This is a genomic window from Streptomyces sp. NBC_00271 (genome assembly GCF_036178845.1).
Classification (GTDB): Bacteria; Actinomycetota; Actinomycetes; order Streptomycetales; family Streptomycetaceae; genus Streptomyces.
In genome coordinates this window covers 9,360,726-9,376,286 of sequence record NZ_CP108070.1, presented here as the reverse complement: position 1 = coordinate 9,376,286, position 15,561 = coordinate 9,360,726, and the positions used below count along the sequence as shown (strand labels likewise).

14 protein-coding genes and 4 pseudogenes are annotated in these 15,561 nt (G+C 67.4%); 11 read left to right on the top strand and 7 right to left on the bottom strand.

Features of this window, described 5'->3' with window-relative positions; all coding sequences use genetic code 11:
• Positions 1–172 precede the first annotated feature (172 nt).
• Positions 173–664, bottom strand: coding sequence for a hypothetical protein (locus OG798_RS42540; RefSeq protein ID WP_121414429.1), 492 nt, complete (start codon positions 662–664; stop codon positions 173–175).
• Positions 665–983: 319 nt separating this feature from the next.
• Here OG798_RS42540 and OG798_RS42535 point away from each other — a divergent pair, with 319 nt between their 5' ends.
• Both OG798_RS42535 and OG798_RS42530 read left to right on the top strand, forming a co-directional pair.
• Positions 984–1,652 carry a hypothetical protein gene (locus OG798_RS42535; protein WP_121414430.1) on the top strand — a complete coding sequence of 223 codons (669 nt, stop codon included), beginning with the start codon at positions 984–986 and terminating at the stop codon, positions 1,650–1,652.
• A complete protein-coding gene (locus tag OG798_RS42530; protein WP_095857276.1) occupies positions 1,649–1,852 on the top strand; it encodes a hypothetical protein in 204 nt (67 codons plus the stop codon). Before OG798_RS42535 ends, OG798_RS42530 begins: the two co-directional genes overlap by 4 nt.
• Positions 1,853–1,928: 76 nt before the next feature.
• On the opposite strand, the gene OG798_RS42525 is transcribed toward OG798_RS42530, so the two are convergent.
• Entirely contained in the window at positions 1,929–4,265 is a 2,337-nt protein-coding gene (locus tag OG798_RS42525) for a helix-turn-helix transcriptional regulator (protein WP_220788817.1), read from the bottom strand.
• 420 nt (positions 4,266–4,685) lie between these two features.
• Between OG798_RS42525 and OG798_RS42520 the strand changes: the two genes are divergently transcribed.
• A complete protein-coding gene (locus OG798_RS42520; RefSeq protein ID WP_121414431.1) occupies positions 4,686–5,162 on the top strand; it encodes a DUF6294 family protein in 477 nt (158 codons plus the stop codon).
• Between the two features lie 141 nt (positions 5,163–5,303).
• On the opposite strand, the pseudogene OG798_RS56720 reads toward OG798_RS42520, so the two are convergent.
• A pseudogene (locus OG798_RS56720) lies at positions 5,304–5,378 on the bottom strand (DUF4240 domain-containing protein); the annotation flags it as partial.
• A 348-nt stretch (positions 5,379–5,726) separates the two neighbouring features.
• A pseudogene (locus OG798_RS42515) lies at positions 5,727–5,906 on the bottom strand (IS630 family transposase); the annotation flags it as partial.
• A gap of 548 nt (positions 5,907–6,454) precedes the next feature.
• On the opposite strand from OG798_RS42515, the gene OG798_RS42510 reads away from it, so the two are divergent.
• The 4 genes and pseudogenes from OG798_RS42510 to OG798_RS42495 all read left to right on the top strand — a co-directional run bounded on the left by OG798_RS42510 (position 6,455) and on the right by OG798_RS42495 (position 11,145).
• Complete coding sequence (locus OG798_RS42510) at positions 6,455–6,922, top strand: hypothetical protein (RefSeq protein WP_121414433.1); 468 nt, start codon at positions 6,455–6,457, stop codon at positions 6,920–6,922.
• Between the two features lie 491 nt (positions 6,923–7,413).
• Positions 7,414–7,887 (top strand): hypothetical protein, encoded by a 474-nt coding sequence (locus OG798_RS42505; RefSeq protein ID WP_121414434.1) that lies wholly within the window; start codon positions 7,414–7,416, stop codon positions 7,885–7,887.
• 79 nt (positions 7,888–7,966) lie between these two features.
• Positions 7,967–8,377 carry a hypothetical protein gene (locus OG798_RS42500; RefSeq protein WP_328758744.1) on the top strand — a complete coding sequence of 137 codons (411 nt, stop codon included), beginning with the start codon at positions 7,967–7,969 and terminating at the stop codon, positions 8,375–8,377.
• Positions 8,378–9,901: 1,524 nt separating this feature from the next.
• Positions 9,902–11,145, top strand: a pseudogene (locus OG798_RS42495) (IS110 family transposase).
• 5 nt (positions 11,146–11,150) lie between these two features.
• Here the strand turns inward: OG798_RS42495 and OG798_RS42490 are convergent.
• Complete coding sequence (locus OG798_RS42490; RefSeq protein ID WP_328758743.1) at positions 11,151–11,741, bottom strand: DUF6461 domain-containing protein; 591 nt, start codon at positions 11,739–11,741, stop codon at positions 11,151–11,153.
• A gap of 33 nt (positions 11,742–11,774) precedes the next feature.
• Between OG798_RS42490 and OG798_RS42485 the strand changes: the two are divergent.
• Together OG798_RS42485 and OG798_RS42480 are read left to right on the top strand one after the other, a co-directional pair.
• Positions 11,775–12,359: pseudogene (locus OG798_RS42485) on the top strand (ISL3 family transposase); the annotation flags it as partial.
• Positions 12,360–12,410: 51 nt separating this feature from the next.
• Positions 12,411–12,842: a DUF4259 domain-containing protein gene (locus OG798_RS42480; RefSeq protein ID WP_121414435.1), complete on the top strand. Its 432-nt coding sequence runs from the start codon at positions 12,411–12,413 to the stop codon at positions 12,840–12,842.
• 251 nt (positions 12,843–13,093) lie between these two features.
• Here OG798_RS42480 and OG798_RS42475 read toward each other — a convergent pair whose 3' ends face one another.
• Both OG798_RS42475 and OG798_RS42470 read right to left on the bottom strand, forming a co-directional pair.
• Positions 13,094–13,489: a hypothetical protein gene (locus OG798_RS42475; RefSeq protein WP_328758741.1), complete on the bottom strand. Its 396-nt coding sequence runs from the start codon at positions 13,487–13,489 to the stop codon at positions 13,094–13,096.
• A gap of 162 nt (positions 13,490–13,651) precedes the next feature.
• The gene (locus OG798_RS42470) at positions 13,652–14,200 is read right to left on the bottom strand and encodes a DUF4262 domain-containing protein (protein WP_328758740.1); all 549 of its coding nucleotides are present in this window, start codon (positions 14,198–14,200) and stop codon (positions 13,652–13,654) included.
• A 356-nt stretch (positions 14,201–14,556) separates the two neighbouring features.
• Between OG798_RS42470 and OG798_RS42465 the strand changes: the two genes are divergently transcribed.
• Both OG798_RS42465 and OG798_RS42460 read left to right on the top strand, forming a co-directional pair.
• Positions 14,557–15,234, top strand: a complete 678-nt coding sequence (locus OG798_RS42465; RefSeq protein ID WP_328758739.1) for a GGDEF domain-containing protein — start codon at positions 14,557–14,559, stop codon at positions 15,232–15,234.
• Positions 15,231–15,521: a hypothetical protein gene (locus tag OG798_RS42460; protein ID WP_328758738.1), complete on the top strand. Its 291-nt coding sequence runs from the start codon at positions 15,231–15,233 to the stop codon at positions 15,519–15,521. The genes OG798_RS42465 and OG798_RS42460 overlap by 4 nt, the downstream gene beginning before the upstream one ends.
• The last annotated feature ends 40 nt before the right edge of the window (positions 15,522–15,561 follow it).

Here is a 15,561-nt window from a genome sequence, read left to right as displayed (position 1 = left end):
CCACAGCGCGCGTGACCGGCCGGGCTACCGTGACCTCATTGCCTCGCCCAACCCCCTTGCCCCGCAGATCACAGCGTTAACGCAACGGTGTGGGCCTTGTGCTCGTGAAGTTCCGGCCAGGGGACACGTTTCCTGGCCGGAGCTTCACGAGCACAAGGCCCACTCGCTGGCCCTACTTCTCGATGACGAAGTAGATGGCCCGGTGCTCATCCACCTTCTCCAGCAGGCCACTGTCCGCCAGTCGTCGGTACACCTCTCGGATGTACTTCTCGGAGGGGTGGTAACCGGCGTCCCGCAGGGTCTGCATTCCGCGGCTCGGGTCCCAGGTTCCGCCGAGCGCGCGAACGGACTTCTCCAGGGACTCTCGCTGGGTGTTCTCAGCCTTCTGCACCTTGGCCATGTGGTTGCGGATGCTTTCAGGGGCGCCCTTGTAGTCGCAGTGGTCGCACTTCTTCCAGGCGCCCGCTTCGACGGCTGCGTCGGTGACGGGGTTGTCGGGGCCGTAGCCCTGGCTCTTGAGGAGTTCGGCGACGGAGCCGTTGTGGTGGACGGCGAGGTAGGCGGCTTCGGCGATCTTGTCATGACCGGCGGCGAATGTGCGTCCGTAGCCGATGGAGGTCTGGCAGCCGCAGTAGCAGCGGTTGGTGGTCGCGGTGTCTGTCATGCCGTCAGGTTAGCCACCCCGGATACTCCTAGCAAGGCTTGGAAATCCTTGGATTTCTAGGGTGACAGAAGGTGGGTGGCGCTCCGTGCCCCACGCTGGGCGCTACATGTCCATTGGCCGGCTGGAAGCAACAACTCGCAATGGGCGAGAGAACAGGAGGCCGGCACCGTGCAAGCAGCCTCACCGAAATCCTTGCCCGCGAGCTCCGTGACCGAGGCCGCGAGGTCGAAGTCGAGCACCTCCACGTCCACTTGCCGCGCGTGCTCAAGACGCCCGCCAACGGCGCCGCCCACACCAGCCCCATGCAGGAGGCCACCCGATGAAGCGTCTCTTCCGCCGCTGCGGCCACGCGCCCGGCGCCCTCAGCCCCGAGGACCAGGCCGCCGTCGACCAGTTCCGCGCGATGCTCGCCGCCCTGCGCGACCCGGGGCCCTGGACCCCCGGCCAGTGCCAGGACCTCGCCGTCCGGGTCGGCCCGTTCGTAGAGCGTGCCCACCCGCGCCCGGGCGACGACCACGGGCCCGACATCATCGCCGTGGCCCTGCAACACCCCGGCGGCTCGTACACGCCCTACGGCGCCCGCTACCGGAAGCTGGGCTGGCTGCGCTGCGAGACGGACAAGATCCTCGGTGCGTGGAAGCCGGCCTACGAGCCGCGCACCCACGCCGCGGCAGGCCTGGACCTCCCCGACGACGTCGGCATGGCCCCGGCGAACTACGGCGTCCACGTGGAAGCACGCCGCAGCGACGGCACCGGGTACACGCTGCTCCGCCTCGGTCCCTACTTCCAGACCTGGCTCGCCGGCCGCGACGCCGACCGCCTCAACACCGAGTTGGCGGGCAAGGCGGCCACCGTCGTCCCGGGGTTCACGGTCACCGCGAAGGCGGCGCCGTTCGACGTCAGCGACCACGAACGCTACGACGACCCGTACGCGACCGACGCCGCCGTGCTCCTGGCGGCCGCGATCGCCCGGGAGGTGTCGACGTGACCGCAGCCCTGTTCGAGATCGAGACCACCGAGGCTGCCGACGGCACCACGCACCCCGCCGAACAGATCTGGAGCCCCGGCGAGGACGCCAAGGAGCACGGCTTCCTCGCCTACAGCGGCCTATACATCACCGGCATCGGAGGGCCGGGCGACGACGCCTACCCGGCCGCTTTTGTCTTCCTTGGCAAGTCAGCGTGTTGAGTCAGGTCTCGGAAAGAGCCGCAGATCAGCAGCTCGGGTGACCTGCGACGTTAGACGTCAAGCTGAGAGTGCGGAATCAGCTGTCCAGGAGCAGTGCGGCCAGCTCCCTCCTGTTGGTGATGCCGAGCTTGTTGCCGATCCGGTAGAGGTGGCCTTCAACCGTTCGTACGGAGACGATCAACCGATCGGCGATCTGTTGATTGGTCAGGCCCCGGGCCGCGAGAACTGCTATTTCACGTTCCCGCCGGGTCAGTGGCACGGGTCGGGCCGCCTCCAGCAGCGCGGGCGTGCGGACCCCCTGGCACGTCTGAGCAAGCCGGTGGGCCCGGGCTGCCGCGGCATGGGCCTGGGCTCGCTCTCCGCGGCGCAGATGCGTGCTCGCGGACTGTGCGGCGGCATCTGCGGCAGACAACAGGTCGCCCGTTTCCTCCCATTGGGCCGAGGCGGCGCGCAGCCCCTTGCCGTCTCCGGTGCTCAGCGCCGCCGCATGGGCGGCGGCCGCCCACACTCGCGGACCGTCGACCAGGCTGGTCAGCTCGGCCAGCCGCCCGGCGACCGAGGCGTCCCCCAGACAGACCGCGGTCTGCAGGGCCAGTACCTCGTGCGCGTACTGGCCGCGCCGGGCCGCGCTGTCGGCTCCCTCGTGGGCCAGTTTGATTGCATTGCTGAGCGCCCCCTCGAGGCTGGTCACCCACGCCCGTACGAGGGCGAGTTCGGGATCAAAGACGGCGAGCGATGGGCTCCGCTCAGCCTCCAGCTCGGTCAAGGAGTTCCGAGCGCCCGGCAGGTCACCGGCAAGGGCCAGGGAGCGGGTCAGCGACAGCAGGCAGAAGTACACGAACCCGCCGGCGTTGCCGTGTTCCCGCAGGCCCATGAGGGCCTCCCGGAGCCGATGCGTGGCGTCGGCCACGCGGCCCCGAGCGAGTTCGATATCGCCCATGATGAAGCTGCTGAGTTCGTTGCCGAACTCCTGGTCCTTGGCCTCTTCCCGGAACCTGGCCACGAGGTCCTCCGCGTCCCTCAGGTAACCCGCCAGGCGCAGCCCCGTCGCTTGGGCCATAGTCAACGGGGTACGCAAGAAGCCGAGTTGACTGGATCGAGCGGCTGCCTCATGGCCGCGGGCGGCGGCCGGGGCGATCTCGTCGGTGCGGCCCGTCACTCCTAGAGCGATCACCAGCCCGACCGAGGCCAGGATGACCGGCTCGACTGGCAGGTCCTGCGCGTCCAATGCGGTGGTGGCGCACTCGAGGGCGCGAGCCGGACGGCCCTGTGTCGCTTCGGTGTAGGCGCGCAGCGCGGTCAACTGGAACCTGTAGCCTTCCTGCTCGACGCGTGACTCCGCGTCGTCCAGCACGGCTTCCGCCTCGGCAGGTCCGCTCGTCACGTACGCCAGAGCGGGCACCCTGACGAGGGTCGCCCGTACGAGTTCGGCATCCGTGGTAGCCATGGCGGTGAGGACGGCCAGCTCGTCCTCGATGTCCTCGTGGCGGTTGGTCGCGGCGAGGGCGGTTGTGACCAGCAGCTGTGCCTTGAAACCGGCGCCGGCGGCGACCGCTGCCCTGGCCAGCCGTTCGACCAGCGACATGTCCATGAGCAGCGCGGCGTGTGCGGCCGCCTCGGTGAAAAGCGCCGCATCCGGCGGAAGGTCCGAGTCCACGGCGAGCACGGCCCGGCGCAGCGTGTTGTCGCCGTGGTGTCCGGGGTGGTCGGCCAGCGCCGTCGCCATCCGGCCGCGCAGCCGGCGGGCGCGCAGAGCGCCGAGGGCCACGCGGCGTGCCTCGCCGTAGAGGGGGTGGGCGAGTCCGGCCCACAGGGTGTCTCCCGCCTGTTGCACTGTCACCAGCCCCCGCGCCTCGGCCTCCTCGATCGCGGCCACGGCCGCCAGTTGGGCGAGAAGCGCGATGTCGATGGGTTCGCTGAGTGCGAGCAGATCCACCACGTCCTGTACGGGGCCGGAGAGTTCGCCCATGCGCGTTGCGACCAGGTCCGCGAGCGCCGGTGAGACGGATGGCGTCCCGGACCACCGCCAGGTCCCCCGCACACAGCGCAGGTTGCTCGCTTCCAGCTCGCTTTCGACCACATGCCGCAGGAGCAGAGCGTTGCCCTGGGTCAGTTTCCACAGTCGGCTTGCGGAGCTGCGGTCCACGGGCCCGCCGAGAACCGCTTCGAGCACGGCGGCGGTCTGCGGTTTGGACAACGGCTGCACTTCCAGTCGTTCCAGGTACCCATCCTTCCACACTGCTGTCACGGCGTCCGGGGCCGGGCAGCCGGACCGCACCGTGATCACGACCGCAGCCGCCTGCCGCAGCACCAACTGGTGGACCAGCAGTGCGGAGAGGTCGTCGAGCAGGTGCGCGTCGTCCACCGCGACCACCGCTCCCGCCGGCCCCGCGCCGTGGAGGAGCGCGTCCATGGTCCGGTTAAGAGTCAGGGAGGCGTCCCCACCGCCAGGTTCCGTCCACGTGGCGAAGGCCCCCAGCGGCAATGCCCTCGCTGAAGCCGTGCCTGTCGCCCATCTGGTTAAGGTCCCGCGTCGCACGGCCGCGGCGACGGCTTCCCGGGCGAGCCGGGTCTTGCCCACCCCAGCCGCTCCGGAGAGCAGCACGCCACGCGTGCCACGACCGCTCCGCCCCGCCCTGTCGATGAACCGCAGTTCTTCCGTACGGCCGGTCAACGGCCATTCCCATCCCAGTTCCCACCCCACGCAAGGATCCTACAAACCAGGACATCCATCCCGAAACCCAAATCGAGTAGCCAACTACTCGCGACCGCCCGTACCGACACTGTGATCCTGGTCCAACACCCCCACCAACGGTGATGAAAGGAACATTCCGTGAACGTCAACTGGAGCACCGGCGAGAAACGTCGGCCCTGCAAGCTCGTGGCCACCGCCGTCGCCGCCGCCGCTTTGGCCGCCGGCGCCGTGGTCCCCACTGTGGGAACGGCCCACGCCACGGTCCGTGCGGCGGCCTCGAAGACCTTCACGTGGAACACCCTGCACAAGGGCGACTGCACCATGTTCTCGGGCGCGAGGTGGACCGTATACCCGAACGGTACGGCTTACTTCCGGGCCACGGTCACCAGCAGCGACAACAACGACGCCTGGTTGATGCGAGCACGACTAAAGGACGGGAACGGAGCCGTTCTTACGGCTCTGCGCAACGCCGCCATCCAGGACCCGGCGAACCCGACCAAGTTCGTGAAGAACCTGCCCGACCACACCCAGCGGTACGTGTGGACGGCGAAGGGCACCTTCGACCGCGGCTGGTACGACGACATCAAACAGATGTCCCTCGTCAACAGCTGCTGACGGGCCACTTGGCTCGAAGAACCGGCGGCCTCTCACACGCTACGACGTCGGCAAGACGACCAAACGACCCGAGAGCATCACGCAGACCTGGAACTGCACGATCTCCGTCAACGGCCGCTGTGACAATGCGCCGCGCAGCCATGCAGGTCGCTCGCCCCGGCCATGCGCCTGCTCTCGGCACCCCTCGATGAGCTCCCAGAAGGAATCAGCGTTCACGGGGGCACTGTGTCAGGCGGCACTGACACTGCCTGGCGCGCCACTATGTTCTGGCCGTGGAGAACGAACAGATCACGTCGGACCGAACGTCCGCGACCTGGACCGTCCCATCGGCCTGTCACGAGATGAAATCGTGAGTCGCGGCAGCGATACCTCACAGACATCGCACTACTTGCCCCGAGAAGATCGAGACGCAGCCATCGTGCTCCAGAAGGACTGAGACTCCCCCGGGTCTGCTGAGACACCGCACAACCGCTTGTGGGCTGCTGGGGGAAAAGGCCGAGTACCGTTCGAGCCCTATTACGGCGTAATAGCCCGACGTCAGGACAGCCGCGACAACGACGTCCTCGTGTCCTCGTCGGCCTGGACCAACTGCGCGACCACAGGAACACGGTTCCCGCCGACGGACGCCAGCAGCATCATCGCCCAGCGACAGCGGACCGAGCTGATACTGCCCCAGCGCACGATCTGCTGCAGCTTCTGCCCTTCCCGATCGGTCAGTCTGCCCACCCGCACAGGCTCGGCCACCACACCTCCGGCGGTCGGAACAGACGTCACCGTCTATCCAACCGCTCCAACCACCACCCCGGGGAACCTACGCGGTCACAGCACACTCTCGCCGCACTCCCCCGTACCCGGATCGCCCGAGTCGGTGCGCGGCCGCAGCGGCAACCTGGCAGAAGCACTCCCGTAGTGCGTCGGACGATCCTCGCGCCCGGCACTCCGGCGGACGCCCCGGAGCCGGTTTCTCTTCTCTTCTGCGTCCGCTGCATCGAACGTCAAGGGCGCCAGCTATTACGGCGTAATAGTTCGTGGGGCCTACGAGGGCGGCAGACGCCGTTGCGCAGCCACCAGGGACCAGGTCAGCGTCCAGCGGAGGCTGGCCCAGGAACCCGACAGCTGCCGTATCCGGGCCACCAGGCTCTGATCTGAGTACCGCTCACAAACGATGGCACCGACCTGACCGATCCTCGCCTGCGGTACGTCGCACCGAGCCCAGCCGGTGAGAGCGGCCTGTCCCCCGCGGAATCCTGCGCCGTGACCTGCCGTGGTGGCTGGCTGGGAAGCCTGCAGGGATGAACGGAATCCTCACGAGCCTCATCGCCGTGTTCGCAACGCTGGCAGGCTCAGCGCTCACCTTCCTCTTCCAGCGACACGCCGCGCAGCAAGCCGAGCAGTTCTCCCGGGAGCAGCGTCTGTGGCACGAGAGGATCGCTGCCTACAGCGACTTCGCCGCAGCTGTCACAGACTTCCGCCGCAGCCAGAATGACCGTTGGCACGCAGAGCAGGCGGATCCCCGAAGTCCTCAAACTGTCGCGGCCTCCGAGGCGTCCTACCAGCGCAGGGCGGATGCCACAGGAGCGTTATGCCGGGTTCAGCTTGTCTGCGGCGAGCCGGAGCTCAGCCGTCTGGCTCAAGAGGCCGTCGACGCGACGACCCACATCCACACGGCGCACGACGAGCGGGACCGCGCGGGCCGAGGTGAAGAGGCTCGTCTGGCCCTCCAGCGGTTCCTAGCCGCAGCCTCACCTCACGTCCGCTGATTGAGTCACTGTGATCCGAGTGCGGGTCTTGCTTCATCAACACCATGGCTAGGAAGGCTTCCAGCGAGCCGTCCCAGGCTGTGCGCCAGGATCATCAGCCAGCGGAGGCCGAGGACACCCTGGACAGGACGCGCGCGGACGAGGGTGATGGCACATTGGCGTCCATGGCGATCCGAGCACAGATGAAGGCGGTGCAGGGCCGTGCGAGGACAGGCCCTGCAGACGCGCGCCCGCTGTCCGAGGGCGGCCCAATGCCAGTGAGCGTGGCGGGCCGACGATCGGTTCCCAGGCGAGGTCAGTCCGCCAAGGGAGGGGCGGGGTACCGTCCGAGCACTATTACGGCGTAATAGCTCGACGTCCCTCCTGGACAGCCGCGACAACGATGCCTTCGCCGGTGTCCTGTCTCATCCAAGCGAGTCGTTTTCTCAACGAACAGAGTCGTTCGGGCTTCTGTCTCACCGAACCTCGTCGCGCGGCCAAGTGCGCTGGGGGTGCTGGATGGTTGTACCGGCTGGGGTGGATCAGGCGGGCTTGAACGTCGAGTTGTCGTACGCGGACGCGGTGCCTATCCGGACGCGCGCAAGATCTACTTCACCTGGCTGCAGAGCACCGCTGACCTGTTCGACTTCCTCCAGGGACTGCCGCCCACGTGGCGCGAGGACCTGTTCACCAGCAGCCCCCACTCCCCCGCCGCCACCCGCCGGACGGTCCTGGAGCTCCCCGGACCGGAGACCGCGCCGTACGACCCGCTGGACTGGGAGAGCTGCCCAGCCTGCGCCGAAGCCCAGGACCAGTGCCGCTACCACCACGGCGTCTTCGCCGGCATGGAGTACCAGCGCGCCCTGATCACGACAGCCCTGACCGACCACACGGCCATCGACCAGCTCCAGCAGCGCCACAGCGAACTCGAGGCGACCACCGTGCGGACAGCGGCCGCCGATACGAGCACCTCCACCACCCCGTGACCCCCAGGGCGGCCGTCGGCCTGCGAGCCCGGCACCCCCGGCACCCCATAACCCCGACATCCCAGAGACGAGAAACTGCATGAGTGCCCGCGAATTCTGGAAGAGCGTCCGCCGCTTCACCGCCAGCGGTATCGACGGATACGTGCGTGACCGGGAGGCCGAACGCCTGCAGCGGCCGAAGATCGTCGTGCTGTGCGGGTCCACCAGGTACTGGCAGGAGCTCGCCGAAGCCAACCTGTACGAGACTGCGGCCGGCCGGATCGTTCTCGCGCCCGGCTGCAACCTTAAGCAGCCCCACCCGCTGTGGGCGGCTCCCGCCCAGGCTGACCGCCTCAAGCAGGTGTTGGACGCACTGCACCGCCAGAAGATCGACCTCGCCGACGAAGTCCTCATCGTCAACCCCGACGGCTACATCGGCGACAGCACCCGGAGCGAGATCGATTACGCGCGAGCCTGCGGCAAGCCCGTTCGCTACACCCACCCCGTCTGACACCACGACAACGCCCCGGTCCCGTGACTCAGTCAGGGGACCGGGGCGTTGTCGCGTTCCGGGGTCAGAAATTTCTGACCCCGGTTAGACAACCGGATGCTGTACGAGCGCAACATCGGTCGCTTTGGGACTGCTGGCGAAGACATCTCGCTTCGTCTGCCGCCCAACGAGGGAACCGCCCCAGTCAGGCTGGACCTATACCGCAAAACCGTAGGCCGCCGAAGAGGAAGAGCGATCCTTCCGCCAGGCCAGGGGCTTCATCCGACAGCGGATGTTAGGCCGTCGGTTCGTCTGGAGCTGACCCGATGTCATCGCCGCATTGAGGAAGGAGGGTACGAGGCGGCGCTGGCCGGCTCCTGTGCAGCCGGGTCCGGGTCTTCTCGAGCCCGAAGCCCACACCGGCAATGAGCGCTGCGGCGATCACATGGCCGCCCACGTCATGCAGCAGAAAGCTCAACACTTCTGTCATCACGCACCTTGGTTCACTGGCTCGAAGCCAAGCAACGACGGATTTTTTTAATCCGCCCCGACCCAGGTAGGTGGCAGAAGCTCCAACCAAGTTAGCGCGACAGGGTGCGCGGGCGCCGGTCTTCTTCCGAGTTTCTTGGCGCTGTAGCGGTTCTGGGGTCGTCAGATGAGGCCGCGCAGGGCATGTTCTTCCTCTTCGCGCCTGCGGTCTGCGGCGACGTCAGCTGCGAGGTTCATCCAGAGGTCTTCGTGGGCCCGGCGCGCCGCCGTCCATGCACTGCTGGAAGCCGGGCACAGCCGCCGCTCGATCCAGCGTCAGCTCGACATGACCTGGCGGACCGTCAAACAGCTCGCCGAGGCTGCGGCCCCGGAGGAGCTGTTCACTGGCCAGTGGCAGAACCGGCCCTTGGTCCTCGATGACTACAAGCCCTAATGGGCAGTGACAGGGCGACTGAGACCCAACCAAGACCAGGGCCATCGAGCTCTTCTTCCAGACCGGTCTGGTCGCCCCCGTCACTGTTGAAGCGGCCGCAGATCCGAGGTCTATACAAGCCCAGGGCCCCGAGCCCCCAAGATAGGCGGACCCGGTTCTGCGTACGGCAGCTGCTCCACGGTTGCCGCCGCGGGCACAGGACCGAGGTCTATACATCACCAGAGCAGCAAGCTCCGATCCCAGGCCGGCCCGATCCTGTGCCCAAAAGCTCATCCGTACTACCTGCTGCGGTGGTGGCGGTCGGTGCCGGGGAAGTCGCAACACGCCCCCGGGACTTCGAGCCCTCGGTCAAGAGCCGGCCCCCGGTTCCGTCCACTGCCACCGCAGCGCATCCAGTCTGACGATCAGATCGTTAAAGCCCGTGGTTCGAGCAGTTCGCAGGGACCACCTTTGACTGAACCCGGAGCCGCCGAGCTCTTCCACAGACCGAGGGCCCTGCGGACAGCTGGGGTCACGAACGGCTAATCGGATGCAGGGCCACCGAGCCCTTCCATTAGGGAGACGCGTGCCCCCGCGCGGCTGCGACCAGCAGCAACCTCGACCGAGAGGAACCGAACAGCACCATGAGAGTGTTCTGCGGCATCGACTGGGCCAGCGACCACCACGACGTCGCCCTGATCGACCACGACGGAGCCCTGGTGGCCCGAACCCGGACCGGAGACGACGCAACTGGCCTGCAACAGCTGCTTGTTCTCCTGACCGAGCACGGCGACACCGAGAACTCCCCCATCTCCCCGTGGCCATCGAAACGTCCCGCGGCTTGTTGGTCGCCTGCCTCCGCGCCACCAGACGCCCCGTCTTCGCCATCAATCCGATGGCCGCTTCCCGCTACCGCGACCGCCATGCAGTCGCCCGCAAGAAGTCCGACCACCTCGACGCCATGGTCCTGGCAAATATCCTGCGCACGGACCGGGCCGCCCACCGGTCACTGCCCGACGACAGCGAACTCGCCCAGGCCATCGCCGTCTTGGCCCGCGCCCAGCAGGACGCGGTCTGGAATCGTACCCAGGCCGGCAACAAGCTCCGCTCACACCTGCGCGAGTACTTCCCCGGCTTCCTCGCCGCCTTCCAGCACACCCGCGAAGGACTGTGCTTACCCATCGCGCGCGTCGTCCTGGCCGCCGCTCCCACCCCGGCCCACGCCGCCAAGCTCACCCGCGCCCAGCTGCGGTCGCTGCTGAAGAAAGCCGGCCGCCATCGTGGCATCGAAGCCGAGGCAGACCGGCTCCGCGAAGCCTTCCAGATCACCCAGATGCGGCAACTACCCAAAGTCGAACAGGCCATGGGACACCAGACCCTCGCACTGCTGCGGCAACTCGAAGCCGCCTGCACCAGCGCCGATGACCTCACCGCCGCGGCAGTGACGTCATTTGACACACACCCGGACGCCGAGATCATCACCAGCTTGCCAGGGCTCGGATCACTCACCGGTGCCCGGGTGCTCGCCGAAATCGGCGACGACCGATCCCGCTTCACCGACGCGAAAGGACTCAAAGCCTTCGCCGGGGCCGCACCGGTCACCCGGGCATCCGGCAAAAGCCTCGCCGTGATGGCCCGCCGGGTCAAGAACCAGCGGCTCGCCGCCGTCGGCTACGTCTGGGCCTTCTCCGCGCTGTCCTCACCCGGAGCCCGAGCCCACTACGACCGCCGACGAGAAGCGGGAGACCGTCACACCGCCGCCCAACGCCGCCTCTTCAACAGACTGCTCGGCTGTCTCCACCACTGCCTCACCAAACGCACCGTCTATGACGAGGGCACAGCCTTCCCGTCCTCTGAAACTCCTGTTCTGAAGGCGGCCGCCGCTTGAGGCATTTAGTCCGGCAGGGGAAGCAGCTTGCCGCTCCAACGCTCGTCGTCAACCTCATCGGGTTGCGTCAGGCCGATACCAAAAGCGTCCTCTACCAGTGCCAGGACGCTGTGAACAGGCGCGACCTGCCCAGGGGCGAGCCCAAGGGGTCTCATGGTGTCATCAAGTCTTGCCGGGTTCTGCCCGGTCGGTTCGATCGCCTGGAGAGTGTGGAAGTCGACGATGATCTTGCCTCCGACCGCGTACTTGAACCAGTGCATCGGCTTCTCGTTGTAGTGGAGCACCACGGCCTCAGTCCCCATGGAGACGGCGCTCAAGATCCTCTCATCGAGTCCGTGCACGCCGCCCTGTTCCCATGCCCACGTCCACGACCCGTCGATGCCGCTGGTGACGACCGGTTCTTCATCGTCGAAAAGGTCGTCGCCCAAGTCATCCGACAGGTCTATGGCGTTGCGAAGCGCCAAGGTCTCCGGATCTACCCCCATGCGGGTGAGCAGCTCAGCGGGGGGAAGGTCCCGCACGAAGGTCAGCGTGTAGATGGGAAAATCCCCCTCCCGGAACAAGTCCAAGCCGCGGCCCATCTCTGTACTCGTCATGCCGCGGATGCTGCCACACACCACTGACACCCCTCCCGGACCTCCGTCCTTGACAGATCAACTGCATCGGATGTCTATCTGGACGACCGGTGGAGCGAGGGTTGTACCAACGCCTGGAAGCTACGGGAGGAGATCATGCCGCTCGGCTACAAAGGCAGCTACCAGCGCGTCCGCGCCTACCTGCACAAGAAGCGCACCTCCCCGCGGCCCGTGACCACCCGGCCGCCCTCGCCCCGGACGGTCGCGGGATGGATCCTCAGCCGCCCGGAGACCCTCACCGAGCCCGAACAACTCCACCTCAAGACCGTCCGCGCCCACTGTCCCGAGCTCGATGCTCTCACCCGGCACGTCCGCTCCTTCGCGGTCGTGCTCACCGAGCGCCAGGGCGAGCGTCTCCCGGACTGGCTCGACGCCGTCCGGCAGGACGACCTGCCCAGTCTCCACACCCTCGCCGCCGACATCGACCGCGACCTCGACGCCGTCACCGCCGGATTGACCCTGCCCTGGAGCTCAGGCGCGGTCGAGGGGCATGTCAACCGGATCAAGATGCTCAAGCGCCAGATGTTCGGGCGTGCTGGCTTCGCCCTTCTGCGTAAGCGAGTACTGCTCGCACAGTGATCGCAATGCCAGCGGCTGATGCGAGGATCCCGGCGACACGAGGAGATCAACATGGGCACCTGGGACACTGGCCCCTTCGGCAACGACACGGCCGCGGACTTCGCCAACACTCTCGACGACGCCAAGCCCGAGGAGCGCGAGACGCTGATCCGTGGCGTCCTCACGCGCACCATCGACGCCATCGGCTGGCTCAGCGAAGGAGAAGAAGCGGTGGCCGCCACCGCACTGATTGCGACCCAATGTCCAGGCGGCGACCCAATCGACACACCCTACGGCCCTGAGAAACCCATGCCCGCCTTTCCCAACGATCTTCGGACGCTCGCGGACGAGGCCCTCGCCCGCGTCATCAGCGACGAGGCCGGGCCAGCCTCGAACTGGGTCGACCCGGCAGACTGGAAGCAGTGGCGAGCCAACCTCACCCGCCTCCGCACAGTCCTTGCCCCGCCTCCACCGTCCATCCCGCTGTTCGATGTCGAGCAATGACAGAACGTCACCCGCCACAAAACCTGAGCCAGAACCCGAGAACGGACAGCAGATGTTCACGGCTACGGGAGGCGTCAGAGCACACCGAGGATTCGAACGCGGCTTGAGTTTCGACCCGAGAGGCGTCGCCCGGTGCTTGGCAGGCGGTGTGCGGTGGCCCTGCCGGCATCCGTCCGAACATAGTCGCGACGTTCCCGCCAATTAGTGTGCGGCGCCGGCTGTGTCAGAGTCGCACGGGCGGCCTGGACGGCTCAGTGGTCGCCCATGGGTGGGGGCACGAGGCGTGGCAGTGGCTGATGCCAGTCGCCCAGCCTCGTGAGGAGAAACTGGCGAGCGAGAGAACGAATGTCGTCCCACGCCGAATCTGTGGCCAGAGCGTTGTCCCAGGGGCCGACGCGGCGGGTGGCATCGATCTCGCCGATACGACGGCCGATGGCCCGAAGATGACGCTGATCCTCAGGCTCGAAGGCTCCGCGCTCCGCGAGCCCTTCGGACACGCGGCACATGAGCTCCACCTCTTCAACGACGTCCTTCGACTCCAGCTCACGCTCGCCCAGCCAGGCAAGTTGATCTCGGGTGTCGGCCGCTAGGAGGGCCGTAACGCGCAGCGTCCAGGTGCGCAGGTTCGCGTCGCCGAGATGGTTCATGCATGCAGGATCGCATCCAGCTCCCGCAATCGTGTTCGGGGGCCCGGAGGGCGGCAACGGCCTGCGTGGCGGTCCCGGAGGGTTGAAGCGGAATTACTACTGATCTTGCTCCTGTAGTTCCTCGCAACAGAGTTGGCCTCTCGCTGGTCAGCACGTTCGAGGTCAGAGTTCGGTCGTCCAGACCCCGACAGGGTGCTCACTCGGTCGCAGCCACAACTGAGGCTGCGACTCCCGATGCCTCTCATCAGCCTGTTCTTCCCAAGGGAAGCGGTCATCCACGTCGGGCCAGGCAACTTGCAACACAGGAAAAGGAGGCCGCCGGTAGAACCCGATGGCCTGCCCGAAGAAGGTCCGGTACCAGCGGAGATCGACCTGCCTGAGCGCGACTTGGTGGCCAACGGCAACGTCAAGATGCCTCTGGCCGTCAGCCAGTACAGCACCCTCGGCGGACTTCGCTCCGAGCCTGTTGAGCATGCGGTGCATGGCGTGGACATTGAGTCCGAACATGGCGAGGTCAGGTACGCCGTGAGTGTGCGAGAGGCCGATCGTGTAGGCGAATCCAGGACCGATCTCGTCCTCGGGAACCATAACGACGTGCCATCCGTGCTGCTGCACATTCTCGATGATCGTCAGATCCACGCGGTCCGCTTCGTTTCGGTCACCGTAGTCATGGCAGAGGACGCAGCGGCACTGGAACGGATCATCAGTCATGCGCGGAGGCTACGAGGTGAGCGTTTGAGTCAGGCAGCCGGGGTTCGTGACAATCCTTTCAATCGAACGACATCGTCACCCTCCGCGACGGCTCCCCAAGATCTGTGCCAGAACCGGGATCCGTGAATAGAGCCACGGTAGAGGGCCCCGGGGACGGCCGCAGCATCCGTTAAGGCGCGTTGACCGCCCCGAGCGCTCCCATTCCCCGTCACGAGATGGAAGCACTATCCAGCATGCCCGACCGCCTGGTCAGGGCGGAATCGAATGATCAAAGCAAGAGGCGCACCCCCACGGCCTGGACAGCTCGGGGTGCGCCTCTCTCATGCCCGCCCCGAGGGGCGAGAACCGGAGTCATCATGCCCGCCACAACAGTCTTACGTCCGCGGTCCCGCACATTGATCATCGCGGCCACCGTGCCGCTCGCGCCGGCCGCGCTGCTCGCCGACGACGTCCGCGTGCGCCGCCAGCGGGACGCCGCCCGCAAGGATCCGCTGACCGGACTGCCCGGCCGCGACGCCCTCACGCACCGCACCGAGCGTCTCGCCCGTACTCACCGCGAGCAGCTGCACGTCCTGGTCGCCGACGCCGACGGCCTGAAGGCCGTCAACGACAGCCTCGGGCACGCGGCCGGCGACGCCCTCATCGCCGCCATCGGCCACCGGATCGGGACATGGGCCGCCGCCCGCGGCGGGCTCGCCGCACGCCTCGGGGGCGACGAATTCGGCGCCGTTCTCCTGCTTCCGCCCACCGCAACGCTCCGGGAGACAGCGGCGCTGCGCGAGCAGCTGGAGCAGCCTGTCGACCACAACGGGCACATCCTGCGCCCGGCGGTGTCCATCGGCACGGCCCGCGCCGTCGACCTGCCCGACGCGGCCGGAGCTTCCCGTCTTCTGCGCGGTGCGGACATGGCCATGTACCGCGTCAAGACCGGCGAGCAGCCGCATGGCTACCTGGCGACGCGCCACGACGCCTACACGCCCACGGTCCACGGGCGCCGCCCGGGCCGCCCCGGCACCCACCTGCCCGTCGGATGAGTGCGCCCGCCCGGCGCCGCCGCAGCAAGGCGCCGCTGTGGGAGGCGGGCCTCATCCCGGTTCCCGGTGGCCAGGACTGGCGGGATGCCCGGCATTTCGACCGCTGGCAGGACCTGCCGTGCGTGCTGTGCGGTGCCCCCACGCCGATGTGCTCCCACTACGGCGAGCCCGCGCACAAGGTCTGCGCTGAGGACTGGATCAGCGCGAACCCCACCGAGGCGCGCCTCGGCAGGTTCGCCTCCGACGCGAAGCCCAAACGCGTAAGCGACTACGACGACCACGCCTGAACTTCCCCTGCATTCATCACTCCGCGAGGAGGGCTCACCC